The sequence below is a fragment of the Streptomyces sp. NPDC007945 genome (genome assembly GCF_042958885.1).
GTDB lineage: Bacteria > Actinomycetota > Actinomycetes > Streptomycetales > Streptomycetaceae > Streptomyces.
Window position 1 is genome coordinate 171,671 of sequence record NZ_JBIBJV010000005.1, and the last position, 26,667, is coordinate 198,337.

Consider the following 26,667-nt stretch of genomic DNA (forward strand, 5'->3'; position numbering starts at 1 on the left):
CTTCCGCGTCCCTCATTTCCGTGACCGGACCGGACGGGCCCGTGAGCGGCACACGAATCGCGGAATCCGTCGACGGCGGGCGCCCGCGATCTTTCCTGCCCCGCCGGTGAAATATTCCCCTTGCGAATTCATCCGTTGAAAAGGCAAGGAATGGCACCGGCGGCGCGTTTCCCACGCCGCCGCTCCCGAGGAATGCGCGGGAGGTGTCGCGATCCCCGCCACCCCATCGGCCCAGCCCCGGGGTCGAGCGGAGGCGGCCGAGGGCGACCTGGTGTTAGGACGGGTTCAGGGGCCCCATCGGACGGTGCGGGCCCAACCCGAACTGAGCGGAAGTGTCATGTCGCGCACCCTCGCACTCTCGGTCGACTTCGGACAGGGCTTCACCGACGCGTGGTCCGCCGTGGCCGAGTTCATCCCGAAGTTCATCGCCTTCCTGGTGATCCTCCTCATCGGCTGGTTCGTCGCCAAGATGATCGCCAAGGTCGCGGACCGCCTGCTGCGGAAGGTCGGATTCGAGCGGCTCTCCGAACGCAGCGGCGTCGCGAACACCCTCCGGGGCTCGAAGTACGACGCGACCGGGATCATCGTCAAGATCCTCTACTACGGGATCCTGCTGATCGCCCTCCAGCTGGCCTTCGGCGTCTTCGGCCCGAACCCGGTCAGCCAGATGATCAACGGCATCGTCGCCTGGCTGCCGCGAGCGATCGTCGCCTGTGTGATCGTGGTCGTCGCGATGGCCATCGCCCGGGCGGTGCGCGACATCATCATGGGCGCGCTCGGCCAGATGTCCTACGGCAAGTTCGTCGCCACCGCGGCCTGGGCGTTCATCGTGGCGCTCGGCGTCATCGCCGCGCTCGGACAGGCCGGCATCGCGACCGCCATCACCGGACCGGTCCTCATCGCCGTCCTCGCCACGATCGCCGGCACGGTGATCGTGGGCGTCGGCGGCGGGCTCGTGCAGCCCATGCGCCAGCGCTGGGAGCGCTGGCTGGCGGTGGCCGAGGCGGAGACCGGCCGGGCCCGCGACCAGATCGGCGCGTACCAGCGCGGCCGCGCGGACGCCCAGCGGGGCATGCCGACCACACAGGAGCGCCTCGACCGCGGGGCCCGGCGTGACGAGCCGGGCGGCCAGGACCCGATGTGACACCGAACCGACGGCGTGAGGGGCGGGGCCAGACGGCCCCGCCCCTCACGCCGTCGTCGCGCGACGGTCACGCGGCCAGGAGGTCGTGCTCCCGGATCAGCCAGCAGACCGCGGTCAGCCGGAGGGTCGCGAAGTCGTGCCCGACCGGCTCGACCCAGTCGACCTCGGAGAGCCAGTCGGTGAAGCCGAGCACGTAGTCCGACAGGTCCTCCCGCCGCACCGACCGGCTCATGCCCTCGTCCGCCGGCCGGCGCTGGGCGGGCACGAGCGCGTCGCACACGGCGGCCGCGTGCTGATCGACCGCCGCCACGAGCCCCGGCTCGAAGCCGAACTCCGAGAGCCGAGGCATGTAGGCGGCGGCCACCCCGACCAGGGGGCAGGCGGGCGAATCGTTCATCCCTATACATTAGGCGCACCGGCACCCCGTCGAATCGTGACGTTGCTCGCAGAGCCGACCGGCGGGAACGGCGCGCGCGACCGTTCGCGGCCACGCCACGGCCGGGCCGCGCCGGGCCGTACGGCAGCGGTCCGCCTCCGGGCCGCGCACGAGGAGTCCGGCTCCCGACGCCCCCGCGCCCGCGTGCCTCGTGTGCGGGGTTCTCGCGTCCGGCGGGGTCCGGTGGGTCGTCGGACGTCGGGCGTCGTACCGCGGTCCCCGAACGCCGGTCCGCGGGCGCCGCCTCCGTCAACTCCCCCTCAAGCGGCGCGCGATGGCCGTCAGCAGCTCGTCCAGGGCCGGTTCGCGCGTCCGGCCGCGCGGGCGGGCCAGCCCCACCCGGCTCGGGGACACTCCGTGGACGGGACGGAACACGACGTCCGGACGGGAGTAGAAGCGGGCCGCCGACGCCGGGGCCAGCGCCACGCAGCCGCCCGCGACCGCGCCGAGCCACTCGTCGGGACGGCTCGTCACGGCGCCGACCCGCACCGGATGCCCCTCCCGTTCCTCGACCGCCAGCCAGTGCTCCCTCCAGGCTGCCGTCTCCCCGCCGGCCGCGACGAACGGCTCGTCGAGGAGCTCCTGGAAGTCGACGGTCCGGGCCTTCGCCAGCCGGTGCGAAGCCGGGAGCAGCACCCCCCGCTCCTCCGCGAACAGCTCGCGCACCTCCCACCTCTCCTGGCCGGGAAACGGCAGCCGCACCACGGCCGCGTCCACCTCGCCCCGGGCCAGGCCCGCGCTCGGATCCGACCAGTCGCACTGCCGCAGCTCCACCCGCCACTGCGGCCTGCCCCGGCGGAACTCGGCCACGGCCTCGGGCACGGCACCCACGGCCCCCGCGTCCAGGAAGCCCAGGCGCAGCACCCGCGCCGCCCGGCCCGTCGCACGCACCGTCCCGTCCCACGCGTCGAGCAGCGTCGGCACCCGGGCGGCGAACTCCCGACCGGCCTCGGTGAGCGCCATCCCGGACCGCGACCGCGTGAAGAGCCGGACCCCGAGGTCCTCCTCCAGGCGCCGGATCCGTTTGGTCAGTGCCGGCTGCGACACGAACAGCCTCGCCGCCGCCCCGGTCAGGCTGCCGTCCTCCGCCACCGCGACGAAGTACCGGAGCACGCGCAGGTCCACATCCATGCCACCAGGTTATAGAAGCAGGTATTGGACGGCGCCGGGGCGAGCCTCAGATCCTGGAGACATGACCGCTTCCCCGCTCGCGCCGCTCGTCGTCACCCTGTTCACCGCCGCCCTGAACGTCGGCATCGCCACCGCCGACCTCGCGGGGGCGCGCTTCGTGCTGGCCAACTCCGCGGAGGTCGGCGTCCCCCGGTCCTGGCTCCCCCGGCTGGCCGCCCTCAAGCTGGCCGGGGTGGCGGGCCTCCTGCTCGGCCTCCACGACTCCGCGCCACGGCACCTCGGCACGGCCGCGGCCCTCGGCCTCACCCTGCTCTACCTGGGCGCCGTCGGTTTCCACCTGCGCGCCCGCGTGCTCCACAACCTGGCCTTCCCCGCCTTCTTCCTCGGCACCGCAGCCGCCACGCTCGCCCTGACCGTCCTCGCCTGACGAGGGCGCCCCGCCCCCGCGCGGACGCGGTTCCGCCTGATCGGCGGCCTTCCGCTCCAGGAGCGATTAGGGTCGACTACGAAGCGCGCGAAGACCGTTCGGGCAGGGGAGGCCGAGATGACCGCGGAGGCAATGGCGATCCTGCGGACGGCCGGGGCCCAGACGATCGAGCATCCCGGCGGCACTCTGCTGGCACACCTGCGGCGCGTCAGCGGCCTCCTCGCCTCGTGGGGCGCCCGCCCGGCGCTGGTGTCGGCGGGACTGTGCCACGCCTGTTACGGGACCGACGGGTTCCCGGTCGCCCTGCTGGACCTGGGACGCCGGGCTGAGCTGGTGGCGGCCATCGGCGGCGAGGCCGAGGCCCTCGTCCACTTCTACGCCTCCTGCGACCGCGCGTCCTCCTACAGCGGGCTCGTCGACGACCCGGCCACCTTCGTGGACCGGTTCACCGGCACACGCCTCACCCCGAGCCTGGGGGCGCGCCGGGACTTCGCCGAACTCACCGCCGCCAACGAGCTGGACATCGCCGCGATCAGCCCGGAGGTCCGCGACCGTCACGGCGCCGACCTGCTGGACCTCTTCACGCGGTGGCGGCCGCTGTTGTCGGATGCGGCGTGGGCCCACTGCCGCAGGGTGCTGGACCAGCCCGCCCCGTAAGGCAGGGAGGCGCCCCGCTCCCGGCTTCCGGTTCCGGTGCGCCCGAGGCGGGCGGGCGCACCGGGGTGTCCTCGCGGACGGTCGGAGCCGTGCTAGCGGGTGCCGCCCGCATCCCCCGCCGTCGCCGTCACACCCGTCGCGGTCGGGTCCGACGCCTTCGGCACGGCCTCGTCAGCGAGCCCGCTGGGCCACCAAACCTTCGGGCCGATGTCGCGCACCAGGGCGGGGACCAGGAGCGACCGCACCACGATCGTGTCGAGGAGCACGCCGAAGGCGACGATGAAGGCGATCTGCGCCAGGAAGGCGAGCGGGATGACGATGAGGGCCGCGAAGGTCGCCGCGAGGACGACGCCCGCCGACGTGATCACACCGCCGGTGGCGATGAGCCCGCGCAGCATGCCCTGCCGGGTGCCGAGCCGCAGGGTCTCCTCACGGACGCGGGACATGAGGAAGATGTTGTAGTCGACTCCGAGGGCCACGAGGAAGACGAATCCGTACAGCGGGACGGAGGCGTCCGTTCCGGAGAAGCCGAAGCCGTGCTCGAAGACCAGCCCGGCGATGCCGAGCGTCGCCAGGTAGTTCAGACCGACGGTGGCGACGAGGAGAACGGGCAGGAGCAGGGACCGGAGGAGGACGATCAGGATGACGAGGATGATGGCGAGGACGACGGGGATGATCAGGTTCTTGTCGTGCTCCGCGGTGCGCTGCGTGTCGTACTGCTGTGCCGTGTAGCCGCCGACCAGGGCCTCCGTGTCGGCGGCGTGGACCCGCTCGCGCAGGGTCCGGACGGTCCGCTTGGCCTCGTCGCTGTCGGGGGCCTCGGCCAGGGTGGCGTCGATGCGGACCTTGCCGTCGACGACCAGCGGCGGCCCGCCGGGACCGCGGGTGGTGACCCGCACGTCGGCCACTCCGGGGGTCGCCGCCGCCGCTTCCTCCACGGCGTCCCGGCTCGTGGCGTCCGCGATGACGACCGCGGGCTGGCCGGAGCCGCCGGGGAAGTGCCGGCCCAGGGTCTGCTGGGCGGCGACGGACGGGGCGTCGTTGACGAACAGTTCGTCCAGCGGCACGCCCTTCGACTGCAGGGCGGGGTAGAACGCCGCACCGGCCAGCAGGAGGGCGGTGGTGACGATCCACAGCTGCCGGGGGCGGGCGTCGACCCGGTGGGCGACGCGACGCCAGATGCCGTGACCGCCCGTCTCCGCGTCGGCCGACTTCGGCTTGGCCGGCCAGAACGCGGTCCTGCCCATCAGGGCCAGGACCGCGGGCAGGAACGTGAGGGTCGTGAGGACGGCGCACACGACGCCGATCGCGCCGACGGGACCGAGAGCCCTGTTGTTGGTCAGGTCGCTGAGGAGCAGGGCCAGCAGGCCGAGGGCGACGGTCGCGGCGCTGGCGGTGACGGCGCCGAAGGATCCCCGGGTGGCGGCCCACGCGGCGGTGGAGCGGTCACGACCGGCGGCGATCTCCTCGCGGAACCGGGCGGTGAGCAGCAGCGCGTAGTCGGTGGCGGCGCCGATCACCAGGATGGACAGGATGCCCTGGACCTGCCCGTCGACTCGGACGACGTCGTGGTCGGCGAGGACGTACACGATCGCGCCGGCGACTCCGAGCGCGAAGACGGCGCTGACGATGATCAGGAAGGGCAGCAGGACGCTGCGGTAGACGAGCAGGAGGATGAGCAGGACGGCGGCCAGCGCCACGCCGAGCAGGAGCCCGTCGATTCCCGCGAACGCCTCGCCCAGATCGCCCTGGGTGGCCGCGGGCCCGGCGAGCTGGGCCCGCGCGTCCGGCACCTCGGCCGCCGCCCGCTCGACCTCGTCCAGCACCCCTTCGAGTCGTTCCCCGAGGTCGGGCGCGAGGGGCACGACGCCTTGGAGGGCCTTTCCGTCCTGGGAGCGGAAGGCGGGCGAGGGCGGCCCGGCGACGCCTTCGGTGCCCGCCAGCGACCGAAGGGCGGCGGTGGCCGCCTTCTGCTGGCTGTCCGTCACGTCGGCGCCGCCGGGCGCGGTCCAGACGACGATGACGGGGACTTCCTGTCGGCTGAAGGCCTTCTGCTCGGTGATGACCTTCGTGGACTCGGCGTTCTGCGGCAGGAAGGCCGCCTGGTCGTTCGTGGAGACCTCGCCGAGCTTGCCGGCGTAGGAGCCGAAGGCTCCTCCCAGGCCGAGCCAGACGACCACGAGGACGATCGGGACCAGCCAGCGGACTGGTCGGCGCGCGTTGTTCATCGACTCCCTAACGGGGGCAGGGACGGAGGAAGAGGAGAGGAGAGGGAAAGGAGGCCGAGAGAGATATCTCAACGAGAATGTATCTCAATGATTGAGTGATCTTATACTCTACCCATGCAGTCACCCCCGCCGTCGGACCCCGCCGAGCAGCCGAACGACCTGTTCGCGTACGCCGTCCTGCTCCGCACGCTCCATCGGGAGCTGAACCGGAGCACCCTGGACTTCGCTCACGACCACGGGCTGCACGCGACGGACATCCACGCCCTTTCCGTCATCATGGACTCCTCCGCCGGCACGGACGCGCCCGTCACCCCGACACGCCTGAGGGAAGAACTGGGCCTGACGTCCGGGGCCGTCACCGCCTGCCTCGACCGCCTGGAACGCTCGGGGCACATCAGCCGGGAACGGGACAGCGCGGACCGCAGAGTCGTCCACGTCGTCTACAAGTCCGAAGCCCGCACCCTGGCCCGCGCGTACTTCAGCCCCCTGGCCCGGGCCACCGAGACCGCCCGCGGCAAGTTCACCCCCGCCGAACTCACGACGATCGCCGCCTTCCTGCACGCGCTCAACACGGAACTGGCCGCGGAACGCGGGGCGTGAGGGGTGGCGGGGATCCGGTGCGACCGCCACCGGGGGCGAGACCGGAAGGGGCCCCGCAGCCGGTTGCCGCCTCGTCGCCGTGCGGGGCTGCCGGGTCGGTCCGCGTCACGACGAAGGGTGCCTGGCTCGGGAGGGTTCCCGGACCAGGCACCCTTCGTCATGCCGGAGGGGCCGGTGCCGTGCGTCGGAGCTTCGTCAGCGGAGGCCGAGGGCCACGACCTGGGTGATCGCGTCCTCGGCGAAGTTGTCGTCGCTGACGAGGATCAGCAGGCGCTCGCCGGAAGGCAGGTCCGGGCCCCACGTCATGCCCTCGGTGTTGTCGACGGCGGAGAGGCCCAGGGTGTCGAAGTCCGCGACGAGGCGCTTGCGCATCGGCGTCACGGGCTGCCCGGCCAGCGAGTACAGCTCCCGTACGTCGGTCGCCCCGCGCGTGGTGGCGTCGAAGAGGCGGATCTTGTAGCCCGCGCCGGCGACCCAGGTGCGCTCCAGCACCAGGTAGCGGTGGGGCTGGTCCGGGAAGGCCAGGATGGAGGGGACGCCGGTGTCCGGGCCCCAGGGGCTGTCGGGGTCGCTCTCGGCGAAGATCTTCTCCAGCGGGTAGGCGAACTGCCCGAGCACCCGCCCGTCGCGGTTCTGCCGCGTGACGCGGATCAGCGCGCCGTTCGCCAGGTCGGGCTCGGGGCCGTCCTGGAGGAGCGGTCCCTCGATCGCGCTGGTCACCACCTTGCCCCGGGAGCCGAAGGTGATCGCCTCGATCGCCTGGTTCCGGCGCGGGCCGCGCTCTTCCATCGTGATCTCGTAGTTCGCCGGCAGCCTCAGCTGTCCGAGGTGGTCGCCGGTGGCGGAGGCGTACTGGATCGACGGCTGGACGACCGCCGGGCCGACCGCCTTGGGCCGGTCGCCCTCCTGTGCCCACCAGTAGTGGCAGCCTCGCGGGTCGACCCGGATCTCCTCCGGGTCGACGGCCTTTCCGTCGCCCACGGTCGGGGCCGGGTAGACCGAGCCGTCCGGCTGGCGGAAGGGGTGGGTGCCGGTGAAGTCGACGGCGTGCACGCCGTCGGCGTCCACGTCCAGCTTCGCCGTGTAGAAGCGGGCGGGCTGGAGGTAGGAACGGTCGTCGCTGATGAACACGTACTCGCCGGTGCACGGGTTGCGGTCGATGCCGGAGAGGCCGCCGACCGTGGTGTCCTCGAAGGGGAGCTTGTGCGGCACGGTCTTCTCGCCGAGCAGGCGGGCCTGGACGGAGCGCCCCAACCCCTGTCCGGTGTCGGACGTTTGGGCGGCGGAGGCCACGGCGGGGGCGAGGGTGGCGGTCAGGAGCAGGGCTGCGGCGCACGCGCGGCGCGTCAGGGAAGAACTCACGAGTTGATCTTGGCCTCTGAAGGGCCGGAGCACAGTCGCCCAATCGGGTAAGGCTTCCCGGGCGACGCTTCGGTGATCGCCCGGGGCGGGCGGCCGTGGACGGGCCCCGCGGGGGCCGCCGCACGGCGAGCGGGTCCGGGGCCGGCCGGGGCGCGGTGGGGTTCAGTCCCGGGTCTTCACCTGGCTGTCGAGGAAGTCCAGCATCGCCGCGTTGAAGCGGTCGGGCTGCTCGACGCCCGGCAGGTGTCCGGCACCGTGCAGGACCGTCAGGACGGCGTGCGGGACGAGGTGGTGGATCGCCTCGGCGGCGGCGACGGGGGTGTAGACGTCGTCCGCTCCGACGATGACGAGCACCGGCTCCCGGACGGCGGGGAGCGTGTCACGGTAGTCGCGGCGTTCGGCCCGCCCACGGAGCGCCGCGGCGGCGCCTCGGGGGTCGGTGGCGCGCATCATCGCCAGGACCCGTTCGGCGACCTCCGGCATCGCGGTGACGTTGTACGCGGCGAGCATCTTGTCGATCACCTCGTCCGCGTAGCCGGCCATCCCCTCGGCGAGGAGCCGGTCGGCGAGGCGGTTGCGGACGTCCTTGCCCTCGTCGGTCTCGGCGGGGGCCGAGGTGTCGGACAGCACGAGGGCACGCACCCGGCGCGGGTGGCGGTGGTGGAACTCCATGGCGATCTGGCCGCCCATGGAGACGCCGCCGACCACCGCCCGCTCGATGCCCAGATGGTCGAGGAGCGCGGCGAGGTCGTCGGCGAAGTCCGAGAGGAACACCTGCCCGGGGGTGACGCCGCTGCGGCCGTAGCCGCGCAGATCGGGGGTGACGACCCGGTGGCCGGCCCCGGTCAGCGCCGTGACCTGGGGTGCCCACAGGGTCCGGTCGAAGGGGTGGCCGTGGATCAGCAGGACCGGCAGTCCGGCCGACGGGCCGGAGTCGTCGTACTGAACGGTGACGCCACGCAGGGTTACGGTGTCCATGCCAGGCACCCTAGCCCCGTGATCGCCGGGCGCGCAGTGGTGTTTCCCGGGTGAGGGACGGCGTGTCCGAGTCGGCCGGTCGGCCCCGGATGACGGGGCCGACCGGCTCCACTCGCGCCGCCGGCTCCTAGCCGGGCGCTCCGTCGACGGCGGGCGTTCCGACGACAGCGGGCGCTCCGTCGACGGCGGGTGCCGTGGCGGGCTGGTAGGCGGCGGCCTGCAGGGCGAACATGCGGGCGTAGAGGCCGTCCCGCGCCAGGAGTTCGGCGTGGGTGCCCTCCTCCACGACCCTGCCGGCGTCGAAGACGTAGATGCGGTCGCAGTCGACGACGCTGGCGAGGCGGTGGGAGATGAGGACGGTGATCTGGTCCTCGCGCAGGCGGCCGCGGAGGACCGCCTCGTAGACGGCGTGCTCGGACGGCGGGTCCATGCTCGCGGTCGGTTCGTCGAGCAGGAGCAGCGGGGCGTCGTTGTAGAGGCCGCGGGCCACGGCCATCTTGGCCCACTGGCCGCCGGAGAGGTCCTGCCCGCCGCGGAACCGCTTGGACAGCAGCGTGTTCCACTGTTCGGGCAGGCGGGCGATGACCTGGTCGGCGCCCGAGGCGCGGGCGGCGGCGAGGGCGCGGTCCGGGTCGGCGTCGGTGAGGCTGCCGGTGGAGGCGGTGATGTTGGCCAGGGCGCTGAACGGGAACCGTACGGGTTCCTGGAGGACGAAGGCGACCTGTCGCTGGAGCGACCGGGCGTCCATCGCCCGTACGTCGACGCCGTCCCAGCGGATCGTTCCGCCCTGTGGCTCGTGGAGTCCGGCCAGGAGCTTGGAGGCCGTCGTCTTGCCGCCGCCGTTGGTGCCGACGAAGGCGACCGTCTCCCCCGCCGTGAGGGTCATCGACACCCGGGAGAGGGCGGGTTCGGGCTTTCCCGCGTACGTGAACGACACGTCGTCGAGTTCGATCGTCGCCACGCGCCCGGGAGCCTGGCGGGTGCCGGCCCGCATCTGCAGGCCGCGGCAGCGTTCGAGTACGGCTTCGAGGTCCGTCACCCACAGGGCGTGCTCGTACACGAGGTGGGCGACGTCGACGAGCCGGGTGAGCGCGGCCTGTCCGCTCTGCACGGCCAGGACGGCACTCGCGCCGGCGGCGAGGGGGAGCCAGCCGCCGATCAGCATGGCGGTCAGCGCCCCGTAGGTGACGGCGGTGCCCAGGCCGCCGACTCCCCGGCCCGTCAGGTGCAGCAGGGCCGCCTGCTCCCGGAGGCGCGTGTCCTCCTGCGCGATCCGGGTGATCAGCCGGTCGTGCTCGTCGAGCAGCGCCGTCTGCACCGTGTCGGAGCGCACCTCGGCGGCGGCGTCCTGGTCGAGCAGCAGCCAGGTGAAGACGCGGAGGCGGCGCTGCAGGGCGTTCCACCGCTTGAAGGAGTGGAACCTGGCCCGTGCGCTGCGGACCGCCGCGATGCCGACGGGCAGCACCGACAGCAGCATCAGCGGCAGCAGGGCCGGATGCAGGAGGGCGAGGACGCCGAGGGTGCCGGCCAGACCGAGCGCGGCCGACGCGAGCGCGACGACCTGCCCGATGAGCTCGCGGGCGTAGAACAGCCCGCGGTCGTACGCGCGGAACACCTCGTCGTGCCAGTCCGCGTCCTCCACCGCCTCCAGGCGCACGTGCGCGGTCAGCCGGAGGAACTCCTTCTCCAACGCGGTCCGGATCTTCGGCGTCACCCGTGCCTGGGCCATCCCGACGCCGGCGTCCAGCAGGGCCCGCAGGGCGAGCAGGCCGGCGACGAGGAGGACCTGGAGGACGGCGGCCCGGACGCGCTCGGGTGTCGGCCCGTCCGCGAACAGTTCCCGCAGGACGCCCACCGAGGCCAGGAGCCCGAAGGCGGTCATGGCGGCGGAGGCGAGCTGGCAGGTGATCACGGCGAGGGTGGCGCGCGGGTCCGCCCGCCAGGCGAGCCGACCGATCCGGCGGGTGGTCCGCGGCAGCCCGCCGAGGATCTCCCGGACGGTCGCCGTCGCCACGGCCCCGTCGTGGACGGACCAGTAGGCCTCTTCCATCCCCTCCGTGATGTCCGCTCCGTCCCCGCCGGCGGTACCCGAGGACGGGGGCGGGCCGAGCGTCGGCGTGCGCGGGGAGGGGACGGAGCTGTCGGGGGCCGTCGCCCCGGGGGTGCGTGCGCTCATGCGGACCACCCCGGAGCCGTGGCTCGCGCCCGGTGGTGGCCGGCCGGCGGTGGGGCGGGGAGAAGGGGAGAAGCGGCGAGATGCGAGTACAACACGTCCTCCAAGCCTGCGGGGTGGGGTGTCGGACGGCTCAACGAGGTGGCGTCCCGGGTCGAGCACATCCGATTCGGACGGCGTTCGAACCCGGCGGGCAGGCGAAAGGAGGTTCGTTCCCTGTACATCGATCCGTGCGGGGCACGGATCGGGGCGGAGTCCTGGCATGGCCGAAACGCCGATGCCCGTGTGGACGCCGGGACCAGCCGGACCACCCGGCGTTAGCCTCGGCTCCCATGACGATCGTGTGGCTCAACGGCACCCATGGCGCGGGCAAGACGACGACCGCCGCGCTGGTGCGGCAACTCATCCCGGGCTCCAGGGTGTTCGACGCCGAGAAGGTCGGCGAGACACTCATGGACATCACGCCGGGGCTGCCGGCGACGAGCAACTTCCAGCACTGGCCGCCGTGGCGACCGCTCGTGGTGGAGACCGCCCGGCACGTCCTCGCCTACACGGGCGGCACGCTGGTGATGCCCATGACCGTCCTCGTCGAGGAGTACTGGCGCGAGATCAACGGGGGCCTCGCCCGGCACGGCGTTCCGGTCCGGCACTTCGTCCTCCACGCCGACCAGGACACCCTCCGGGCCCGCATCGCGGGCGACACCGTCACCGGCCCGAACTCCCCCTTCCGTCTCCAGTACCTGGAGCCGTACGCCGAAGCGGCGCGCACCTGGCTGCACGCCGAGGCCGAGGTCGTCGACACCACGCATCTCACCCCCGCCGAGGCCGCCCTGCGGATCGCGGAGTCCGCCCGGGGCTGATCCGCGCCGTCCGCTCCGCGCCGTCACCGTCCGTCCCGCATCGGTCCGCCTCCGTGAGGTCGGGAATGTCCGGTGGCGGGCCGGTGTTGCGCAGCCATGGGCCGTACCCGCCGTACCGCCGTCTCCACCGCCTCCGCCGCCTCGGCGGGGCTTCTCCTGCTGCTCGCCGCGTGCGCCCCGCCGCCCCCCGCCACCTCCGGCAGCACCGTCACGGCTCCCCCGCCGGTCCGTGTCACCCAGGCCGCCGAGCCCACGCCCGTGGCCACCTCTCCCGGTCCCGTGCCCCGTCCCGTGCCCAGCCCCCGGCCGCGGGCCGCCGAAATCGACATCCCCGCGATCGGGGTCGCGGACCTGCGGGTCGTGCCGTACGAGGGGAAGACCGACGACCGGGCCGGGACCCGCATCCAGGACCGGGGCGTCGCGGCCAGCCCGTACGGCGACCAGGGCGGCGTCGGGCCCGGTGACATAGGCAACTACCAGGTGACGGCGCACCGTCTCTCGGCCGGGGGGCCGCTGCGCGAGCTGCCCGACGTCGAGGTCGGCGACCTGGTGCACGTCACCGCCGGCGGCGCCACGTACACCTACCGGATCGTCGAGACCCGCACCACCTCGTTCCGCTCCGAGCGGTCCCTCGAAGAGCAGCGGGCCGCGGTCCCGGGGGCGCCCGGCGAGCGGCCCACCCGGGCCATGATCACGCTGTCCACCTGCGCGACTCCCGAGGACGACGCGGCCGGCAACTTCTGGCGGGACGCCCAGGGAAATCCGGAGCACCGGATCGACAAGATAGGCCTCCTCACCACGACCCGGCCCGCGTCCGGGGCCGGTGCCGCATCCACGTCCGGGGCCGGTGCCGGATCCGTGTCCGGGTCCGGTCCCGCGTCCGGCTGAGGACCGGGAGCGCCGACGGCACCGCTTCGGCGGAGCGCATTGCGGTGATGTTCGCGGCATCCGTTGGAATCCTCGGGAATGTGCTGGCCCGTGATCGTTTCCGCGTGGTGCCCTCCCGGCATGAACACACGTACCAGACTCGCTCTCGCGAGCACCGCCGTCACCGCCCTGGCCCTCGCCGGGCCCGCCGCCACCGCCGCGGAGACCGGCGCCGTGCAGGATCCGACCCCGGCGCCGCTCATGACCGCCGCCCACGCGGTACCGGGCCAGTACATCGTGACCCTGGACGGCACGGCCGACGCGGCCGCGGTGGCGAAGAAGCTGGGGCTGAAGCCCACGTTCGTCTACGAGAAGGCCCTGAACGGCTTCGCGGTGCCGCTGAGCGCGGCCGAGCTGGACCTCGTCAGGAAGACGGCCGGGGTGGCGTCCGTCGAGGAGGACGCGGTGGCCCTGGCTCCGCCGCAGCCCGTCGCGCCCGCCCACACCCGCGCTCCGGCCGCCACGTGGGGGCTCGACCGGATCAACCAGTGGAACCTGCCGCTCGACGACGACTACACCACGCGCGGGAGCGGCGCCGGGGTGACCGCGTACATCCTCGACACGGGGATCGACTACGCGCACGACGAGTTCGGCGGCCGGGCCTCGTTCGGTTTCGACGCCATGGGCGACGGGCGGGCCGGGCAGGACTGCCACGGCCACGGGACGCACGTGGCGGGCACCGTGGCGGGGAAGACGTACGGCGTCGCGCGCAAGGCCGCGCTGGTGAGCGTGCGGGTGCTGGGCTGCGACTCCCGGGGGTCGTACTCCGGGATCATCGCGGGGATCGACTGGGTCGCCAAGAACGCGAAGCAGCCGGCGGTCCTGAACGGTTCGCTGGGCGGGGACAAGTCCGTCGCCGTCGACAACGCCACGACCGCGTTGTACTCGGCGGGCGTCCTGCCCGTCATCGCGGCCGGCAACTCCGCGAAGGACGCCTGCGACGTCTCGCCCGCGTCCGCCGCGGGCACGTTCACGGTCGCCGCGTCCAACGTGTGGGACCAGGAGACGTCCTTCTCCAACCACGGCGAGTGCGTCGAGATCTTCGCGCCCGGCCAGGACGTCGTCTCGGCGAAGCTCGGCGGCGGTGCCGTCGCCATGAACGGCACCTCCATGGCCGCGCCGCACGTAACGGGGGTCGCCGCGCTCTACAAGGCGCAGCACCCCACCGCCGGTCCGGCCGAGGTCGGCCAGTGGCTCGACGGCAACTCCACCAAGGGCCTCCTGACCAGCCTCAGCAACAACACCCCCAACAAGCTGCTGTACACCGGCGGCCTGTAGCGCCCGCCCCCGCCGCCCTCCTCACACCCCGCCCCGGGTGGTCGGCGACGCCGGGGCGGGGGCGGCGGGCGGCGGGGCGGTGCTGTTCCTGACGACGAGGCTGGTCGCGAGTTCCAGGCGGGTCACCGACGGTTCGCCCGCGCGGAGCCGGAGCAGCATCTGGACGGCCTCCTCGCCCATCTGGCGCAGGGGCTGGTGGACGGTGGTGAGGGCGGGACTGGACCAGCGGGCGGGCATCACGTCGTCGTAGCCGACGACGGAGAGGTCCTCGGGGACGCGCAGGCCGCAGACCCGGGCCGCCTCCAGGACGCCGAGGGCCTGGAGGTCGCTGCCGGCGAAGATCGCGGTGGGGCGGTCGGGGAGCCGCAGCAGGTCGAGGGCGTGGGCGTAGCCGCCGTCGACGTGGAAGTCGCCGAAGCGGACGAGCGCCGGATCGCTCTCCAGTCCGGCCATGCCGAGGGTCGAGCGGTAGCCGTCGAGGCGGGCGAGGGAGCAGAGGACGTCCTCGGGGCCGGTGATGATGGCGATGCGGCGGTGGCCCAGGTCGACGAGGTGGCGGGTGGCGGCGACGCCGCCCGCCCAGTTGGCCGAGCCCACCGACGGCACGTCCGGCTCCGGGTCTCCGGCGGGGTCGACGATCACGAAGGGGATGGAGCGGGCTCCGAGTTGGCGTTTGACCTCGGCGGGGAGCGAGGAGAAGACGAGGACGACGCCGATGGGGCGGCGCTGCAGGACGCCCTCGATCCAGTCCGGTCCCGGCGCGTGCCGGGTGCCGCTCTCGGTGAGGACGACGCTCGCCTGATGGGCCTTGGCGAGGTTCTCCACGCCTCGGATCAGCTCCATCGACCACACGCTGTCGAGCTCGTGGAAGACGAGTTCGATGAGCGGGGCCTCGCCTGCCGCCCGGGTGGTCCGCCGGTAGGAGTGCGCCTCCAGGAGGGCCTCGACCTTGCCGCGGGTCCGGGGCGAGACGTCCTGGCGTCCGTTGAGGACTTTCGAAACTGTCGAAAGCGAGACTCCGGCCTTCTCGGCCACCTCGGCCAGGGTGATCCGCCGGTTCTCCTCGTCATCACGCATCCGAGCAGCATAAAGCACCAAGCGCCCCCGACCGGATGTCACGTTTCCATAACGCGGCGACAGGGGGTTGACCGGTTTCGCGGCGCCGTCCTAGCGTCCCGCCCATGAAGTTTCGGAAACAGTTCCGAAACTCTTTCGAAGCGAGGCGGTGCGATGAAGCGGCACATACGGCTCCTGAGAACGGCGGTCGTCGGCGGGGCGTCACTGGCCCTGACCCTCTCCCTGGCCGGCTGCGGCGGCTCGGGGGACGGGGCGGGCGGCGACTCGGACACGATCCACGTCCTCGTCTACGGGGACGCGACGAACAAGGTCGAGAAGCAGCTCGTCGACACCTTCAACAAGACCTCGAAGGTCAAGGCGGTCCTCGACACGATCCCGGGCGCCGACTACCAGTCCAAGCTGCAGACGATCATCAGCGGCAAGCAGGCCCCGGACGTGTTCTTCAACTGGGGCGGCGGCAGCATCAAGCCGTTCGTCGACGCCGGGCTGCTGATGCCCCTCGACGACTTCATCGCGAAGGACCCCAAGCTCAAGTCCGACTTCCTGCCGTCGGTCTTCGACACCGCGGTCGTCGACGGCAAGCCGTACGGGGTGCCGATGCGCGGCACCCAGCCCGTCCTGCTCTTCAGCAACGAGAAGGTGCTCCGGGAGGCGGGCGTCGCCGCCCCGCGGACCTGGGACGAGCTCCTGGCCGCCGTCAAGGCGCTGAAGGCCAAGGGCGTCACCCCCATCGCCCTGGGCGGCGGCGACAAGTGGCCCACGCAGATGTGGTTCCAGTACGTCTACGACCGGGTGGCCGGGCCCGAGCACTTCGCGAAGGCCGTCCAGGGCGACAAGGACGTCTGGGCGAGCGCCGACAGCAGGAAGGCGCTCGGCATGCTCAAGGAGCTGATCGACGCCGGCGCCTTCGGCACCAACTACGACTCGGTCAAGTTCACCGACGGCGGTTCGCCCGCGCTGCTCGCCACCGGCAAGGCCGCCTTCGAACTCATGGGCTCCTGGGAGTACTCCACCCTCCAGGACGCCTACCCCGACTTCGTGAAGAGCGACCTCGGCTACGGCGCCTTCCCCGCCGTCCCGGGCGGCAAGGGGAACGGCGACAACATCGCCGGCAACACCAACAACTTCTACTCGGTCCTCAAGAGCACCGAGCACCCCGAGGCCGTCGCGGACTTCCTGAAGCTCATGTACTCCGACGAGTTCGTCAAGGCGCAGCTCGCCATCGGCAACCTGCCCACGACCACCAACACCCCGAAGTTCCTCGACACCGCCGCCAACCCGGAGTACTCGACGTTCCAGTACGACCTGGTGAAGAAGGCCCCCGCCTTCCAGCTCTCCTGGGACCAGGCGTTCCCGCCGGCCGCCACCACGACGCTCCACCAGGCGGTCCAGCAGTTCTTCAACGGACAGTCGGACGCCGACGCCTTCATCGCCGCCATGCAGAGCCTGCCCGCGGCCTGACCTCCGGGACTCCTCCGACATGACCCCCGCCACCGGTGTCGGCCGCCCGGGCTTCGCCTGGGCGGCACCGGCCGCCGTCTTCTTCGGGCTGTTCGCCCTCGTCCCGCTCCTCCTGGTCGTCGTGCTCTCCTTCACCCGCTGGAACGGCCTCGGCTCGCCCGAGTTCGCCGGCCTGGAGAACTGGAGCAAACTCCTCGACGACCCCGTGATGGTGAAGAGCCTCTGGCTGAGCCTCGTCCTCACCGTCCTCGGCGTCGCCGTCCAGACCCCCATCAGCATCCTGCTCGGCGTCTGGGCCGCCGGCCACCAGCGCAACCGCGCCGTCCTCTCGGCGATCTACTTCGTCCCGCTGCTGCTCTCCGTCACCGCCGTGTCCGTGCTGTGGCGCGCCCTCCTCGACCCCAACTTCGGCCTCCCCGCCCAGGCGACCTGGTTGTTCGGCGACGGCAACCTCTTCGGCGTCCAGTCGAGCGCGATCGGCGTCCTCGTCCTCGTCGGCACCTGGCAGTTCACGCCCCTGCACACGCTGCTCTACCAGGGCGCCGCGCGGGCCATCCCCCAGGTGCTCTACCAAGCGGCGCAGATCGACGGGGCGGGCCGGGTCCGGCAGTTCTTCCACATCACCCTGCCGCAGCTGCGCAACACCGTCGTGACCTCCACGATCCTCATGGTGGTCGGCGGGCTCACCACCTTCGACACCGTCCTCATCCTCACCCAGGGCGGCCCGGGCACCGACACCACGAACACGGCCTACTTCATGTACCAGAAGGCCTTCAAGAGTTTCGACTTCGGCACGGCCTCCGCCATCGCGCTGCTCCTCGTGCTGGTCGCCACCCTCGTCTCCCTCGTCATGGTCCGCCTCAGCGGCTACGACCGGATGCGCAGCACCCTGGAGGGCGTGTGATGCGAACGCGGGACAGCGCGGTGCGCAGGCGCCCCAACTACCTGGCCGGCTTCGGCTCCCTCGTCTGGCTGGTCGTCGTCGGCCTGCCGCTGTACGTCATGCTCGTCGCCACCTTCCAGACCCGGACCGAGTACGCCGCGAACGGCCCCCTCGGCTTCCCGGAGAGCGTCACGCTCGACAACTACGTCCGCGACCTGAACGACGGCTTCGCGCAGTACTTCCTCAACACGGTCGTCGTCACCGTCGCCGTCGTGGGGATCGTCCTGCTGCTCGTACCGCCCCTGGCGTACGCGATCGTCCGCAGCGACGGCAAGGCCGCCGGCCGGGTCTTCCGGCTCTTCCTGATCGGTCTGGCCATCCCCTCCCAGGCCGTCATCGTGCCGATGTTCTACCTGATCAACGAGGCCGGCCTCTACGACAACCTCCTCGGTGTCATCCTGCCGACGGCGGCCTTCGCCATGCCCGTGTGCGCCCTGATCCTCACCGGCGTCATGCGCGACATCACCTCCGAGCTGTACGAGGCGATGACGGTGGACGGCGCCTCCTCCTGGCGGATCTTCCTCCAGCTGGTGCTGCCGCTGTCCAAGGGCGGGCTCTCGACGATCGTCGTCTTCTCCGCGCTCCAGGCGTGGAACGGCTTCCTCTTCCCCCTCGTGCTCACCCAGTCCTCGGAGAACAAGGTCATCACCATGGGCCTCTACGACTTCCAGACCGAGCACGGCGTCGACATCCCCGGTCTGCTCGCGGCCGTCGTCCTGTCCATGCTCCCCATCCTGTTCGTCTATCTGTTCGCCCGTCGCGCCCTGGTCCAGGGCCTGATGGGAGTCGGAGGAAAGTGACCGCCCCCATGACCACGGCGACGCCCGACACCCCTCCTGCCCCCGGCCCCGGCTCCGGTCCCCTCGCCGGTCCTTGGCGGGACCCCTCACTCGATCCGGAGACCCGCGTCGACGCGCTCCTGCGCGCGATGACCCTCCCGGAGAAGATCGCGCAGCTCTTCGGCGTCTGGGTCGGCGCCTCCGACGACGGCGCCGAAGTCGCGCCCCACCAGCACGACATGGAGGAGGCCGTCGACCTCGACGCGCTGCTGCCCCACGGGCTCGGCCAGCTCACCAGGCCCTTCGGCACGGTCCCCGTCGACCCGGCGCTCGGCGCGGTCTCCCTCATGCGGACGCAGGCGAGGATCGCCGCCGCCAACCGCTTCGGCATCCCCGCCGTGGCGCACGAGGAGTGCCTCGCCGGCTTCGCCGCCTGGGGAGCCACCGCGTACCCCGTCCCGCTGTCCTGGGGCGCGACCTTCGATCCGGAGCTGATCCGGGAGATGGCCGGCGCGATCGGGCGCGACCTGCGCGCGGTCGGCGTCCACCAGGGCCTGGCCCCCGTCCTCGACGTCGTGCGCGACGCCCGCTGGGGTCGCGTCGAGGAGACCATCGGCGAGGACCCGTACCTCGTCGGCACCCTCGCCACCGCCTATGTGCGGGGGCTGGAGTCCGCGGGCGTCGTCGCCACCCTCAAGCACTTCGCCGGCTACTCCGCCTCCCGCGCGGGCCGCAACCTCGCCCCCGTCGGGATGGGCCGGCGCGAGCTGGCCGACGTGATCCTGCCGCCGTTCGAGATGGCGGTCAGGGAGAGCGGCGTACGGTCCGTGATGCACGCCTACACCGACACCGACGGCATCCCCGCCGCCGCCGACGACGGGCTCCTCACCGGTCTGCTCCGCGACACGTGGGGCTTCACCGGCACGGTCGTCGCGGACTACTTCGGCATCGCGTTCCTCAAGACCCTGCACGGCGTCGCCGGAAGCTTCGACGAGGCGGCCGGGATGGCGCTCGCGGCGGGCGTCGACGTCGAACTCCCCACCGTCAAGGCCTACGGCGGTCCGCTGCTCGGAGCCGTCGAGGACGGGCGCGTGCCCGAGTCCCTCGTGGACCGCGCGGTCCGGCGCGTCCTCCTGCAGAAGGTCCACCTCGGCCTGTTGGACCCCGACTGGAGCCCCGTCCCGCCGGCCCTCGCGGGCATCGGCCTCGACGTCGCCACGGACCCGTCGGACTCGACCGACGCCTCGCACGTCCCGGCCGCGGAGGACCTGCGGGGCACGATCGACCTCGACCCCGCGTCCAACCGGGAGCTCGCCCGCCGCGTCGCCGAACGGGCCGTCGTCCTCCTCCGCAACGACGGCACCCTCCCCCTCGACCCCGCAGTGCCGCGCCGGATCGCGCTGATCGGCCCCACGGCCGAGGCCCCCACGGCCGTCCTCGGCTGCTACTCCTTCCCCGTCCACGTCGGCGGACAGCACCCGGACGTGCCGCTCGGCATCGAGCTGCCGACCCTCCACGAGGCGCTGCGGGACGAGTTCCCGGCCGCCGAGTTCGTCCTGGCGGCCGGCACCGGCATCGACGACGGAGCGACCGACGGCATCGCCGAGGCCGTGGCGCTCGCGCGGGGCGCCGACCTCGTCGTCGTGGCGCTCGGCGACCGCGCCGGGCTCTTCGGCCGCGGCACCAGCGGCGAGGGCTGCGACGCGGAGTCCCTCGAACTGCCGGGCGCCCAGGGCCGTCTCCTCGACGCCCTGCTCGACGCCGTTCGCGACACCGGTACGCCGCTGGTGGCCACGCTGCTGGCCGGACGGCCGTACGTCCTGGGACGGGCCACCGAGGAGGCGGCCGCCCTCGTCCAGTCCTTCTTCCCCGGCGAGGCCGGAACCGCCGCCATCGCCTCCGTCCTCAGCGGCCGGACCGCGCCCAGCGGCCGGCTCCCCGTCAGCGTGCCCCGGCACCCCGGCGCCCAGCCGTCCACCTATCTGGCGGCCCGCCTCGGCCAGGCCAGCGAGGTCTCCAGCATCGACCCGGCGCCCGCGTACGGCTTCGGACACGGCCTGACGTACACGACGTTCGCGTGGACCGACCTCGCGGTGGAGGCGGCCGAGGCGCCGACGGACGGCACCTTCCACCTCTCCTTCACCGTGGAGAACACGGGCTCCCGCGCCGGAACCGAACTCGTCCAGCTGTACCTCCACGACCCGGTGGCCTCGGTGGTGCAGCCGGTGCAGAGACTCATCGGCTACGCGCGGCTCGAACTCGCCGCGGGCGAACGGAGGCTCGTCCACGTGGACGTCCCCGCCGACCTCGCCTCGTTCACGGGCCGCGACGGGACGCGGCTGGTGGAACCGGGAAGCCTGGAGCTCCGCCTCGCCGCCTCCAGCACCGCGCCCCGCCTGACCGCGCACGTCACGCTCACGGGCCCGGTGCGCCCGGTCGACCACCGCCGGCGTCTGCACGCCGACTTCCGGATCGGCCCTGCCGCGCCGTCCCTCCCCTCGGTCCGGTGACCGCTGGGCCACCCGGACGAGGAAGGGGCCGGCGGCGAGGACACGGTCTTCCCGCCCCCGCGGCGGGGTGCCCCGGGGCCCTCCGCCGCCGGTGGTCCCGGCTCGGGAAGCTCAGGAGTCGAGCAGGCGCGCCACCCAGTCGTCGCGAGCGGCGGTCGCGGCCTGGGAGACGGCGGTGTGCGGGGCCAGCAGGTCGAAACCGTGGAACCCGCCGGACCACACGTGGAGTTCCGTCGGCACGCCGGCCGCCCACAGGGCCGTCGCGTAGGCGACGTCCTCGTCTCGGAACAGCTCCGCGGAGCCGCAGTCGATGAACGTGGGCGGCAGTCCGGCGAGGTCCGTCGCGCGGGCCGGTGCCGCGTAGACGGAGACGTCCTCGGTCCCGCGCCGTGCCCCGAGGAGGGCGCTCCAGCCGACCCGGTTGTTGTCGCCGTTCCAAGTGCCGGCGTCGGCGTACTGATACGTCGAGGTCGTCCGCCCCCGGTCGTCGAGCATCGGGCAGATCAACACCTGGCCCAGCAGCGCCGGGCCCCGGCGGTCGCGGGCCAGCAGGGCGGTGCCGGCGGCGAGTCCGCCTCCGGCGCTGGCCCCGGCGACGACGATCCGCTCCGGGTCGATCCCGAGGTCCGCCGCGTGCTCCGCGGTCCAGACGAGTCCGGCGTAGCAGTCCTCCACCGGGTACGGGTCCGGGAACTCGGGGGCGAGCCGGTACTCGACGGTGACGAGGACCGCGTCGTGCTCGACGATCCAGGGCAGCATCTGGACCACACCCAGCAGCCGGTCCCCGAGGACCATGCCGCCGCCGTGGATGTGGTAGACGCTGGGGCCCGCGCCCCTGTGGTCGCGGCGCGAGATCACCGTCGCGGCCAACTCCGCCCCTTCGTGGCCGCGGACGGTGACCTCGCGGCGCACGAGCCCCTCCGACTCCAGTTCCTCGTCGGTGGGTCCGCCCCCCATCGGCAGTTCCCGGAACCGCGGGACGGTCTCCAGCGTCAGGGCCGGCAGTTGTTCGTTGACGACGGACAGGACGGCGTCCAGTTCCGGATCGAACGGCGGCCTGACCATCCCCGGGCTCGGCATCTTGACCCCTCTCTCTCGTCACGTCTCCGTGGGCCTCCCCGCGCACCTCGCGCTCTCGCGAGGCGTCGCGGCGAAGACCCCCACCCTGTCCGCCGGCCGAGGACCACGACAACCGCCGTCCACCGCGACGCGCGTGCGCGGGGACCGCCGTTCGACGGGGGTGTCGGCGGGCTGACGTGCCGGAACGCCGCGAGAACGGGTCCTCCCCCGCGGGGCCGTTGCGCGCCGGACGGTCGCCCACTCGACCACGGGACGCCCGCGCCACGCAGTCGTCCAGACGTGCCACCACGACGGACTCGGAGCGGCCGCACGAACACGGGCACGCGCCGACGCCCGCCGCGGCGGCTGAGGTGACGCCCGCCGCCTCCGGCTCAGCCGACCCGGGCGGCCGCCCCGGCGCTCCCGGCCGTCTCCGAGCGGAAACCGTGGCCGAGCTCGGGGGCGAGGCCGTGGTAGTGGCGGAAGTTGTAGATGAGGGGGCTCCACTCCCCCGGGTCGACGTGGTGCGTGCCGGGGACGACGATGCGTTCGGCGGCGTGGACCCGGACCACCTCGCACTCGACGGAGAAGAAGTCGCCCCCGCCGCCCGGGGTCAGCGCGACGGCCCGCGCCTCCAGCTGGAGCGGGGACTCGGCGACCCGGGGCGGCCGTACGAGCTCGGAGGGCCGCGCGGTCAGCCCGGCGGCGGCGAACTTGTCGGGCTCGTACCGGTACACCGCCCGCTTGCTCTCCGGGACCGGATGCGCGCCGGTCAGCGGCGCGAGGCGCTCCACCCGCTCCCAGAGGTCGGGCGAGGCGAGGTTGAGGACGACGTCGGGCCGCTCGGCGAGGTTGCGCACGGTCCGGCTGTCGCGCCCCAGGCCCAGGACGACGTGCTGTCCCAGGGCCCAGGCGGAGGAGACAGGGGCGAGGTTGTAGGTGCCGTCGCCGTTCTCGGTGGTGAGGAGGACGACGGGGGTGCCGAAGTAGAGGATGCTCGGACGGATCACGCGGTGGGTGTCGTTCGTCATGCACGGCACGCTAGGTGCGCGACCCTTCGACGGGCGTCGAACGGTCGGCGGTCGACAATGGCCGCGTGACCAGCATCGACGCGTACGCCGACGAGCCCGACCTCGCCGCGCTCGCGGGGCTCCTGGCGGACCGGACCCGCGCCGCCTTCTGTCTCGCGCTGCTCGACGGCCGGGCCTGGACGGCGGCCGAACTGGCCCGCCTCGCGGGTGTCGCCCCCTCGACGGCGACGAGCCACCTGAACCGGCTGGTGGCGGGCGGCCTGTTCGCGGAGGAACGCAACGGCCGCCACCGGTACGTCAGGCTCGCCGACCCGGACATCGCGGAGATGATCGAGGCGCTGGCCGCGCGGGCCCCCCGGCGTACGCGGCCCGTGCGCTCCCTCACCGCCGCCCGGCGACGCCGGGATCTGGCCTTCGCCCGCATCTGCTTCGACCACCTCGCGGGCTCGCTCGCCGTCGCGATCACCGACGCCATGACCGCGGAGGGCCTGCTCTCCTGGGACTACGGCCCCGCCCTCACCGCCGACGGCGCCACCTGGCTGAGGGAGCTGGGGATCACGGACGAACCCGCCGGCCCCGCGCCCGCCCGCGCGCACGTCCGGACCTGCGTCGACTGGAGCGAGCAACGCCTCCACCTGGCGGGCGGCCTGGGAGCAGCCGTGTTCCGGCACGCGGTCGAGGAGTCGTGGCTGGTCCGCACCGGCGACACGCGCGTGGTGCGACTGACGGACGCCGGTCGCGCCTCCATCCGCCTGCACCTCCGCCTCGACCTGCCGGACGCGCCCCTGGCGCCGGGCCGAGGGACGCTCACCGCCCCCGCGAGCACGGCGGGGACCGACCCGTCCGGCGCACCGCACGGTGGGTAGCGGGTACCGGGCTGCGGTGACGCGGTGGCACACCGGGGTGCTCCGGGAACACGAGCTCCCGGTGGCACGTCGCGACCGGCGTCGTCCGGCCGTGGCCGTCAGCGGCTGGTGTAGGGCAGGAGGGCCATCTCGCGGGCGTTCTTGATGGCGGTGGCGAGGGCGCGCTGCTGTTGGGCGGTCACGCGGGTGACGCGGCGGCTGCGGATCTTGCCCCGGTCGGAGATGAACTTGCGCAGCAGGTCGGTGTCCTTGTAGTCGATGTACGTGATCCCCGCCGCGTCGAGCGGGTTGGGGCGGGACTTCACGGGCTTGCGGGGTTCCTGGCGTCGAGCCATGGCGGGCGTCTCCTGGGATGTCGGGTGGGGTGTGGGACGAGGCGGGACGAGGAGGATGCGGCGGTCGGGGGTCAGGCGGCGGTGTCGAGGAGGGGGTCGAACGCGGCGGGCAGGTGCTTCCAGGCGTCGGGCCCGGCCGCGTACTCCTCGTCCGTCAGCAGGCAGGATTCGAGGAGTCGTTCGAGGCCGTCCCGGTCGAGGCCGGGCGAGGTGAAGACGAGGTGCTGGCAGCAGTCTCCGTGTTCGGGGTGCCAGTCGAGCGCGGCCGCCGCCCGGCGCACCGGAGGGATCAACTCCCATGCCGCGTCGGGCAGGGAAGCCAGCCAGGGGCCGGCGTTCTCGACGCAGAGCGCGCCGCCGGCCGCGTCCCAGGCGAGCAGGGTGTCGGGGCGGTCGGCGAGCCAGAAGCGGCCGCGGCTGCGGGCCGCGGCGCAGCACAGGTCCTCGAGGGCCTGGTAGAGGCGCTCGGGGTGGAACGGTCTGCGCCGGTGCCAGACGAGCGTGGTGACGCCGGCCTCGTCGGCTTCCTGGGGCAGGAGCGCGCACGCGGGGTGCTGGGCGGCCGCGGCGGCCTCGACGTCGAAGCCCGCGAAGGCGGCGCGGGCCAGCTCGGCGGAGTCCACCGGCACCTGGCGGGCGGTGGGGTGCAGCTGGGTGAGCAAGGCGCGGTCCTCGTCGTCGGCTTCGTCGTTGTCGACGACGGCGAGGACCGGGGCGTACTCCAGCTGCCGGGCCCAGGTGTCGGCGACGGTCCGCCGGTCCGTGGGCGCGGCCGCGAGACCGGCCTCGGCGAGGTCGTCGCCGTTGCCGAGGTACGGCAGGACGAGCGCCGGGTCCACGGCGGTGATGACGCCGGTGAGGGCGAGGCGGTCCCGGCCGTGTGCGGCGATGACCTCCGCCATGGCCTTGGGTTCCACGGAGTCCCACAGCTCCACGACGGCGAGCCGGGTCAGTCCGCCGTCCGCCAGCCGCGCCAGCTCCGGGACCAGGTCCTCGCGCAGCGCACAGCAGGCGCAGTCGTCGACGAGCGGCGTCTCGTCCCGGGACAGGGTTCCGGTGGCGTCGCGAACGAGCCGGAGGACGGTCCCGGCGGGGGCGTCGGACAGGTCGTGGTGGAGGGCGACGCTTCCGGGGACGGTCCGCAGCAGGCGGTCGACGACCTCCCGCCTGGCGTCCGAGTGGAGGCCGGCGACGACCACGACGGGCAGTCCGTCGCGCGCCCGCCCCGGGCCGCCGGCGCTCCCCGTGCTCCGCGGGTTGCCCGTGCTCATCGGCCGCTGCCGTAGCGACGCTCGAAGCGCTCGACGCGGCCGGCGGTGTCGAGGACGCGGGCGGTACCGGTGTAGAAGGGGTGGCTCGCGGAGGAGATCTCGACGTCGACGAGGGGGTAGACGTTGCCGTCCTCCCACTCGACCGTCTTGTCGCTGGTCATCGTCGACCGGGTGAGGAACGCGGTGCCGGACGCCGAGTCGCGGAAGACGACGGGACCGTAGGCGGGGTGGATTCCGGGCTTCACGGCAGAAACCTTTCGGGGAGGGAGAGAGGGAGGGGGGAAGGGGAGTCGGAGGTAGAGGGGAGAGCGGGGCGGGGGCAGGACTGAGGCGCAGGGGCTACCGGCGCAGGTTCAGCGGTCTTCCCGGAAGTCGACGTGCCGCCGGGCCACGGGGTCGTACTTGCGCAGGACGAGCCGGTCGGGGTCGTTCCGGCGGTTCTTGCGGGTGACGTAGGTGAAGCCCGTGCCCGCGGTGGAGCGGAGCTTGATGATCGGGCGGATCTCGTTGCGTGCCATGGGGCTAGTATATGGCAATGATTTCCATTACCAACACGCTTCCTCAGCGAGAAGGGCGACCGCACCCATGTCGGCACACTGCCAACTGACCGGAGCCAAGCCGGGCTTCGGCAACGCCATCTCCCACTCCCACCGGCGCACCTCGCGCCGCTTCGACCCCAACATCCAGCGCAAGCGCTACTGGCTGCCCAGCGAGGGACGGCACGTCCGCCTCACCCTGAGCGCCAAGGCGATCAAGACGGTGGACACGATCGGCATCGAGGCCGCCGTGGCCCGCATCCGTGCGCGGGGAGGGAAGGTCTGATGGCGAAGAAGAGCAAGATCGCGCGGAACGAGCGGCGCAAGACGGTCGTCGAGCGGTACGCCGCGCGGCGGGCGGAGCTGAAGGAGATCATCCGCCGCCCGGCGTCCACCCCCGCCGAACGGGCCGCGGCCCAGGCCGAACTGGGCCGGCAGCCGCGGGATGCCGGCGCCACCCGCGTACGCAACCGCGACAGCGTCGACGGACGCCCCCGGGGCTACCTCCGCAAGTTCGGCCTCTCCCGCGTCCGAACCCGCCAGCAGGCCCACGCGGGCCACCTCCCCGGAGTGACCAAGTCCTCCTGGTGAGTCCGGC

Annotated in this window: 27 protein-coding genes; 14 read left to right on the forward strand and 13 right to left on the reverse strand. The window is 73.0% G+C overall.

Going from position 1 to position 26,667, the window contains the following annotated elements; translation table 11 throughout:
* Positions 1–337: 337 nt before the first annotated feature.
* The gene (locus tag ACFZCF_RS17855) at positions 338–1,144 is read left to right on the forward strand and encodes a hypothetical protein (RefSeq protein WP_388443973.1); all 807 of its coding nucleotides are present in this window, start codon (positions 338–340) and stop codon (positions 1,142–1,144) included.
* Between the two features lie 67 nt (positions 1,145–1,211).
* Here ACFZCF_RS17855 and ACFZCF_RS17860 read toward each other — a convergent pair whose 3' ends face one another.
* Together ACFZCF_RS17860 and ACFZCF_RS17865 are read right to left on the reverse strand one after the other, a co-directional pair.
* Positions 1,212–1,541 (reverse strand): DUF6401 family natural product biosynthesis protein, encoded by a 330-nt coding sequence (locus ACFZCF_RS17860; RefSeq protein ID WP_388443976.1) that lies wholly within the window; start codon positions 1,539–1,541, stop codon positions 1,212–1,214.
* Positions 1,542–1,829: 288 nt separating this feature from the next.
* The gene (locus ACFZCF_RS17865) at positions 1,830–2,711 is read right to left on the reverse strand and encodes a LysR substrate-binding domain-containing protein (protein WP_391287199.1); all 882 of its coding nucleotides are present in this window, start codon (positions 2,709–2,711) and stop codon (positions 1,830–1,832) included.
* A gap of 61 nt (positions 2,712–2,772) precedes the next feature.
* Here ACFZCF_RS17865 and ACFZCF_RS17870 point away from each other — a divergent pair, with 61 nt between their 5' ends.
* Together ACFZCF_RS17870 and ACFZCF_RS17875 are read left to right on the forward strand one after the other, a co-directional pair.
* Positions 2,773–3,138, forward strand: a complete 366-nt coding sequence (locus tag ACFZCF_RS17870) for a DoxX family protein (protein WP_391287200.1) — start codon at positions 2,773–2,775, stop codon at positions 3,136–3,138.
* A 117-nt stretch (positions 3,139–3,255) separates the two neighbouring features.
* Complete coding sequence (locus tag ACFZCF_RS17875; protein ID WP_388443985.1) at positions 3,256–3,795, forward strand: DUF6817 domain-containing protein; 540 nt, start codon at positions 3,256–3,258, stop codon at positions 3,793–3,795.
* 92 nt (positions 3,796–3,887) lie between these two features.
* Here the strand turns inward: ACFZCF_RS17875 and ACFZCF_RS17880 are convergent, their stop codons facing one another.
* A complete protein-coding gene (locus ACFZCF_RS17880; RefSeq protein ID WP_391287201.1) occupies positions 3,888–6,023 on the reverse strand; it encodes an MMPL family transporter in 2,136 nt (711 codons plus the stop codon).
* A 114-nt stretch (positions 6,024–6,137) separates the two neighbouring features.
* Here ACFZCF_RS17880 and ACFZCF_RS17885 point away from each other — a divergent pair, with 114 nt between their 5' ends.
* Complete coding sequence (locus ACFZCF_RS17885; RefSeq protein WP_388443991.1) at positions 6,138–6,623, forward strand: MarR family winged helix-turn-helix transcriptional regulator; 486 nt, start codon at positions 6,138–6,140, stop codon at positions 6,621–6,623.
* 195 nt (positions 6,624–6,818) lie between these two features.
* Here the strand turns inward: ACFZCF_RS17885 and ACFZCF_RS17890 are convergent, their stop codons facing one another.
* The 3 genes from ACFZCF_RS17890 to ACFZCF_RS17900 all read right to left on the reverse strand — a co-directional run bounded on the left by ACFZCF_RS17890 (position 6,819) and on the right by ACFZCF_RS17900 (position 11,139).
* On the reverse strand, positions 6,819–7,985 hold the full coding sequence (locus ACFZCF_RS17890) for an esterase-like activity of phytase family protein (protein ID WP_391287202.1): 1,167 nt from the start codon (positions 7,983–7,985) through the stop codon (positions 6,819–6,821).
* Positions 7,986–8,147: 162 nt separating this feature from the next.
* A complete protein-coding gene (locus tag ACFZCF_RS17895; RefSeq protein ID WP_391287203.1) occupies positions 8,148–8,963 on the reverse strand; it encodes an alpha/beta fold hydrolase in 816 nt (271 codons plus the stop codon).
* Between the two features lie 127 nt (positions 8,964–9,090).
* A complete protein-coding gene (locus ACFZCF_RS17900) occupies positions 9,091–11,139 on the reverse strand; it encodes an ATP-binding cassette domain-containing protein (RefSeq protein WP_391287204.1) in 2,049 nt (682 codons plus the stop codon).
* A gap of 329 nt (positions 11,140–11,468) precedes the next feature.
* Here ACFZCF_RS17900 and ACFZCF_RS17905 point away from each other — a divergent pair, with 329 nt between their 5' ends.
* From ACFZCF_RS17905 to ACFZCF_RS17915, 3 genes are all read left to right on the forward strand, one after another.
* Positions 11,469–11,996, forward strand: coding sequence for an AAA family ATPase (locus ACFZCF_RS17905; protein WP_391287205.1), 528 nt, complete (start codon positions 11,469–11,471; stop codon positions 11,994–11,996).
* A 96-nt stretch (positions 11,997–12,092) separates the two neighbouring features.
* A complete protein-coding gene (locus tag ACFZCF_RS17910; protein WP_391287206.1) occupies positions 12,093–12,884 on the forward strand; it encodes a sortase domain-bontaining protein in 792 nt (263 codons plus the stop codon).
* A 120-nt stretch (positions 12,885–13,004) separates the two neighbouring features.
* Complete coding sequence (locus ACFZCF_RS17915) at positions 13,005–14,201, forward strand: S8 family serine peptidase (RefSeq protein ID WP_391287207.1); 1,197 nt, start codon at positions 13,005–13,007, stop codon at positions 14,199–14,201.
* Positions 14,202–14,222: 21 nt separating this feature from the next.
* Here ACFZCF_RS17915 and ACFZCF_RS17920 read toward each other — a convergent pair whose 3' ends face one another.
* On the reverse strand, positions 14,223–15,278 hold the full coding sequence (locus ACFZCF_RS17920; protein WP_388444015.1) for a LacI family DNA-binding transcriptional regulator: 1,056 nt from the start codon (positions 15,276–15,278) through the stop codon (positions 14,223–14,225).
* 153 nt (positions 15,279–15,431) lie between these two features.
* On the opposite strand from ACFZCF_RS17920, the gene ACFZCF_RS17925 reads away from it, so the two are divergent.
* Genes ACFZCF_RS17925 through ACFZCF_RS17940 form a run of 4 tightly spaced genes read left to right on the forward strand, consistent with a single transcriptional unit; the run spans position 15,432 to position 20,971 of the window.
* Positions 15,432–16,739 carry an ABC transporter substrate-binding protein gene (locus tag ACFZCF_RS17925; protein WP_388444018.1) on the forward strand — a complete coding sequence of 436 codons (1,308 nt, stop codon included), beginning with the start codon at positions 15,432–15,434 and terminating at the stop codon, positions 16,737–16,739.
* Positions 16,740–16,758: 19 nt separating this feature from the next.
* On the forward strand, positions 16,759–17,643 hold the full coding sequence (locus ACFZCF_RS17930; RefSeq protein WP_391287208.1) for an ABC transporter permease subunit: 885 nt from the start codon (positions 16,759–16,761) through the stop codon (positions 17,641–17,643).
* Complete coding sequence (locus ACFZCF_RS17935) at positions 17,643–18,482, forward strand: ABC transporter permease subunit (protein WP_391287209.1); 840 nt, start codon at positions 17,643–17,645, stop codon at positions 18,480–18,482. The genes ACFZCF_RS17930 and ACFZCF_RS17935 overlap by 1 nt, the downstream gene beginning before the upstream one ends.
* A gap of 8 nt (positions 18,483–18,490) precedes the next feature.
* On the forward strand, positions 18,491–20,971 hold the full coding sequence (locus ACFZCF_RS17940) for a glycoside hydrolase family 3 N-terminal domain-containing protein (protein ID WP_391287210.1): 2,481 nt from the start codon (positions 18,491–18,493) through the stop codon (positions 20,969–20,971).
* Between the two features lie 111 nt (positions 20,972–21,082).
* On the opposite strand, the gene ACFZCF_RS17945 is transcribed toward ACFZCF_RS17940, so the two are convergent.
* Both ACFZCF_RS17945 and ACFZCF_RS17950 read right to left on the reverse strand, forming a co-directional pair.
* Positions 21,083–22,051 (reverse strand): alpha/beta hydrolase fold domain-containing protein, encoded by a 969-nt coding sequence (locus ACFZCF_RS17945; protein WP_391287211.1) that lies wholly within the window; start codon positions 22,049–22,051, stop codon positions 21,083–21,085.
* A gap of 371 nt (positions 22,052–22,422) precedes the next feature.
* Positions 22,423–23,061, reverse strand: coding sequence for a flavin reductase (locus ACFZCF_RS17950; protein WP_391287212.1), 639 nt, complete (start codon positions 23,059–23,061; stop codon positions 22,423–22,425).
* 65 nt (positions 23,062–23,126) lie between these two features.
* On the opposite strand from ACFZCF_RS17950, the gene ACFZCF_RS17955 reads away from it, so the two are divergent.
* Positions 23,127–23,927 carry a helix-turn-helix domain-containing protein gene (locus tag ACFZCF_RS17955; protein ID WP_391287213.1) on the forward strand — a complete coding sequence of 267 codons (801 nt, stop codon included), beginning with the start codon at positions 23,127–23,129 and terminating at the stop codon, positions 23,925–23,927.
* Between the two features lie 98 nt (positions 23,928–24,025).
* On the opposite strand, the gene rpsR is transcribed toward ACFZCF_RS17955, so the two are convergent.
* From rpsR to rpmG, 4 genes are all read right to left on the reverse strand, one after another.
* The gene (gene rpsR / locus ACFZCF_RS17960; RefSeq protein WP_388444036.1) at positions 24,026–24,262 is read right to left on the reverse strand and encodes a 30S ribosomal protein S18; all 237 of its coding nucleotides are present in this window, start codon (positions 24,260–24,262) and stop codon (positions 24,026–24,028) included.
* Between the two features lie 71 nt (positions 24,263–24,333).
* Positions 24,334–25,533, reverse strand: coding sequence for a GTP-binding protein (locus ACFZCF_RS17965; protein ID WP_391287214.1), 1,200 nt, complete (start codon positions 25,531–25,533; stop codon positions 24,334–24,336).
* Positions 25,530–25,778 (reverse strand): type B 50S ribosomal protein L31, encoded by a 249-nt coding sequence (locus tag ACFZCF_RS17970; protein WP_362176309.1) that lies wholly within the window; start codon positions 25,776–25,778, stop codon positions 25,530–25,532. The genes ACFZCF_RS17965 and ACFZCF_RS17970 overlap by 4 nt, the downstream gene beginning before the upstream one ends.
* 108 nt (positions 25,779–25,886) lie before the next feature.
* Entirely contained in the window at positions 25,887–26,051 is a 165-nt protein-coding gene (gene rpmG / locus ACFZCF_RS17975; RefSeq protein WP_169090767.1) for a 50S ribosomal protein L33, read from the reverse strand.
* A gap of 67 nt (positions 26,052–26,118) precedes the next feature.
* Here rpmG and rpmB point away from each other — a divergent pair, with 67 nt between their 5' ends.
* A complete protein-coding gene (gene rpmB / locus ACFZCF_RS17980) occupies positions 26,119–26,355 on the forward strand; it encodes a 50S ribosomal protein L28 (protein WP_388444044.1) in 237 nt (78 codons plus the stop codon).
* Entirely contained in the window at positions 26,355–26,660 is a 306-nt protein-coding gene (gene rpsN / locus ACFZCF_RS17985) for a 30S ribosomal protein S14 (protein ID WP_388444047.1), read from the forward strand. The genes rpmB and rpsN overlap by 1 nt, the downstream gene beginning before the upstream one ends.
* Positions 26,661–26,667: the final 7 nt, after the last annotated feature.

Coding starts and splice junctions, on each gene's coding strand:
- ACFZCF_RS17855 (WP_388443973.1), top strand. CDS start 338: ATGTCGCGCACCCTCGCACTCTCGGTCGACTTCGGACAGGGCTTCACC.
- ACFZCF_RS17860 (WP_388443976.1), bottom strand. CDS start 1,541: ATGAACGATTCGCCCGCCTGCCCCCTGGTCGGGGTGGCCGCCGCCTAC.
- ACFZCF_RS17865 (WP_391287199.1), bottom strand. CDS start 2,711: ATGGATGTGGACCTGCGCGTGCTCCGGTACTTCGTCGCGGTGGCGGAG.
- ACFZCF_RS17870 (WP_391287200.1), top strand. CDS start 2,773: ATGACCGCTTCCCCGCTCGCGCCGCTCGTCGTCACCCTGTTCACCGCC.
- ACFZCF_RS17875 (WP_388443985.1), top strand. CDS start 3,256: ATGACCGCGGAGGCAATGGCGATCCTGCGGACGGCCGGGGCCCAGACG.
- ACFZCF_RS17880 (WP_391287201.1), bottom strand. CDS start 6,023: ATGAACAACGCGCGCCGACCAGTCCGCTGGCTGGTCCCGATCGTCCTC.
- ACFZCF_RS17885 (WP_388443991.1), top strand. CDS start 6,138: ATGCAGTCACCCCCGCCGTCGGACCCCGCCGAGCAGCCGAACGACCTG.
- ACFZCF_RS17895 (WP_391287203.1), bottom strand. CDS start 8,963: ATGGACACCGTAACCCTGCGTGGCGTCACCGTTCAGTACGACGACTCC.
- ACFZCF_RS17900 (WP_391287204.1), bottom strand. CDS start 11,139: ATGAGCGCACGCACCCCCGGGGCGACGGCCCCCGACAGCTCCGTCCCC.
- ACFZCF_RS17905 (WP_391287205.1), top strand. CDS start 11,469: ATGACGATCGTGTGGCTCAACGGCACCCATGGCGCGGGCAAGACGACG.
- ACFZCF_RS17910 (WP_391287206.1), top strand. CDS start 12,093: ATGGGCCGTACCCGCCGTACCGCCGTCTCCACCGCCTCCGCCGCCTCG.
- ACFZCF_RS17915 (WP_391287207.1), top strand. CDS start 13,005: ATGAACACACGTACCAGACTCGCTCTCGCGAGCACCGCCGTCACCGCC.
- ACFZCF_RS17920 (WP_388444015.1), bottom strand. CDS start 15,278: ATGCGTGATGACGAGGAGAACCGGCGGATCACCCTGGCCGAGGTGGCC.
- ACFZCF_RS17925 (WP_388444018.1), top strand. CDS start 15,432: ATGAAGCGGCACATACGGCTCCTGAGAACGGCGGTCGTCGGCGGGGCG.
- ACFZCF_RS17930 (WP_391287208.1), top strand. CDS start 16,759: ATGACCCCCGCCACCGGTGTCGGCCGCCCGGGCTTCGCCTGGGCGGCA.
- ACFZCF_RS17935 (WP_391287209.1), top strand. CDS start 17,643: ATGCGAACGCGGGACAGCGCGGTGCGCAGGCGCCCCAACTACCTGGCC.
- ACFZCF_RS17940 (WP_391287210.1), top strand. CDS start 18,491: ATGACCACGGCGACGCCCGACACCCCTCCTGCCCCCGGCCCCGGCTCC.
- ACFZCF_RS17945 (WP_391287211.1), bottom strand. CDS start 22,051: ATGCCGAGCCCGGGGATGGTCAGGCCGCCGTTCGATCCGGAACTGGAC.
- ACFZCF_RS17950 (WP_391287212.1), bottom strand. CDS start 23,061: ATGACGAACGACACCCACCGCGTGATCCGTCCGAGCATCCTCTACTTC.
- rpsR (WP_388444036.1), bottom strand. CDS start 24,262: ATGGCTCGACGCCAGGAACCCCGCAAGCCCGTGAAGTCCCGCCCCAAC.
- ACFZCF_RS17965 (WP_391287214.1), bottom strand. CDS start 25,533: ATGAGCACGGGCAACCCGCGGAGCACGGGGAGCGCCGGCGGCCCGGGG.
- rpmG (WP_169090767.1), bottom strand. CDS start 26,051: ATGGCACGCAACGAGATCCGCCCGATCATCAAGCTCCGCTCCACCGCG.
- rpmB (WP_388444044.1), top strand. CDS start 26,119: ATGTCGGCACACTGCCAACTGACCGGAGCCAAGCCGGGCTTCGGCAAC.
- rpsN (WP_388444047.1), top strand. CDS start 26,355: ATGGCGAAGAAGAGCAAGATCGCGCGGAACGAGCGGCGCAAGACGGTC.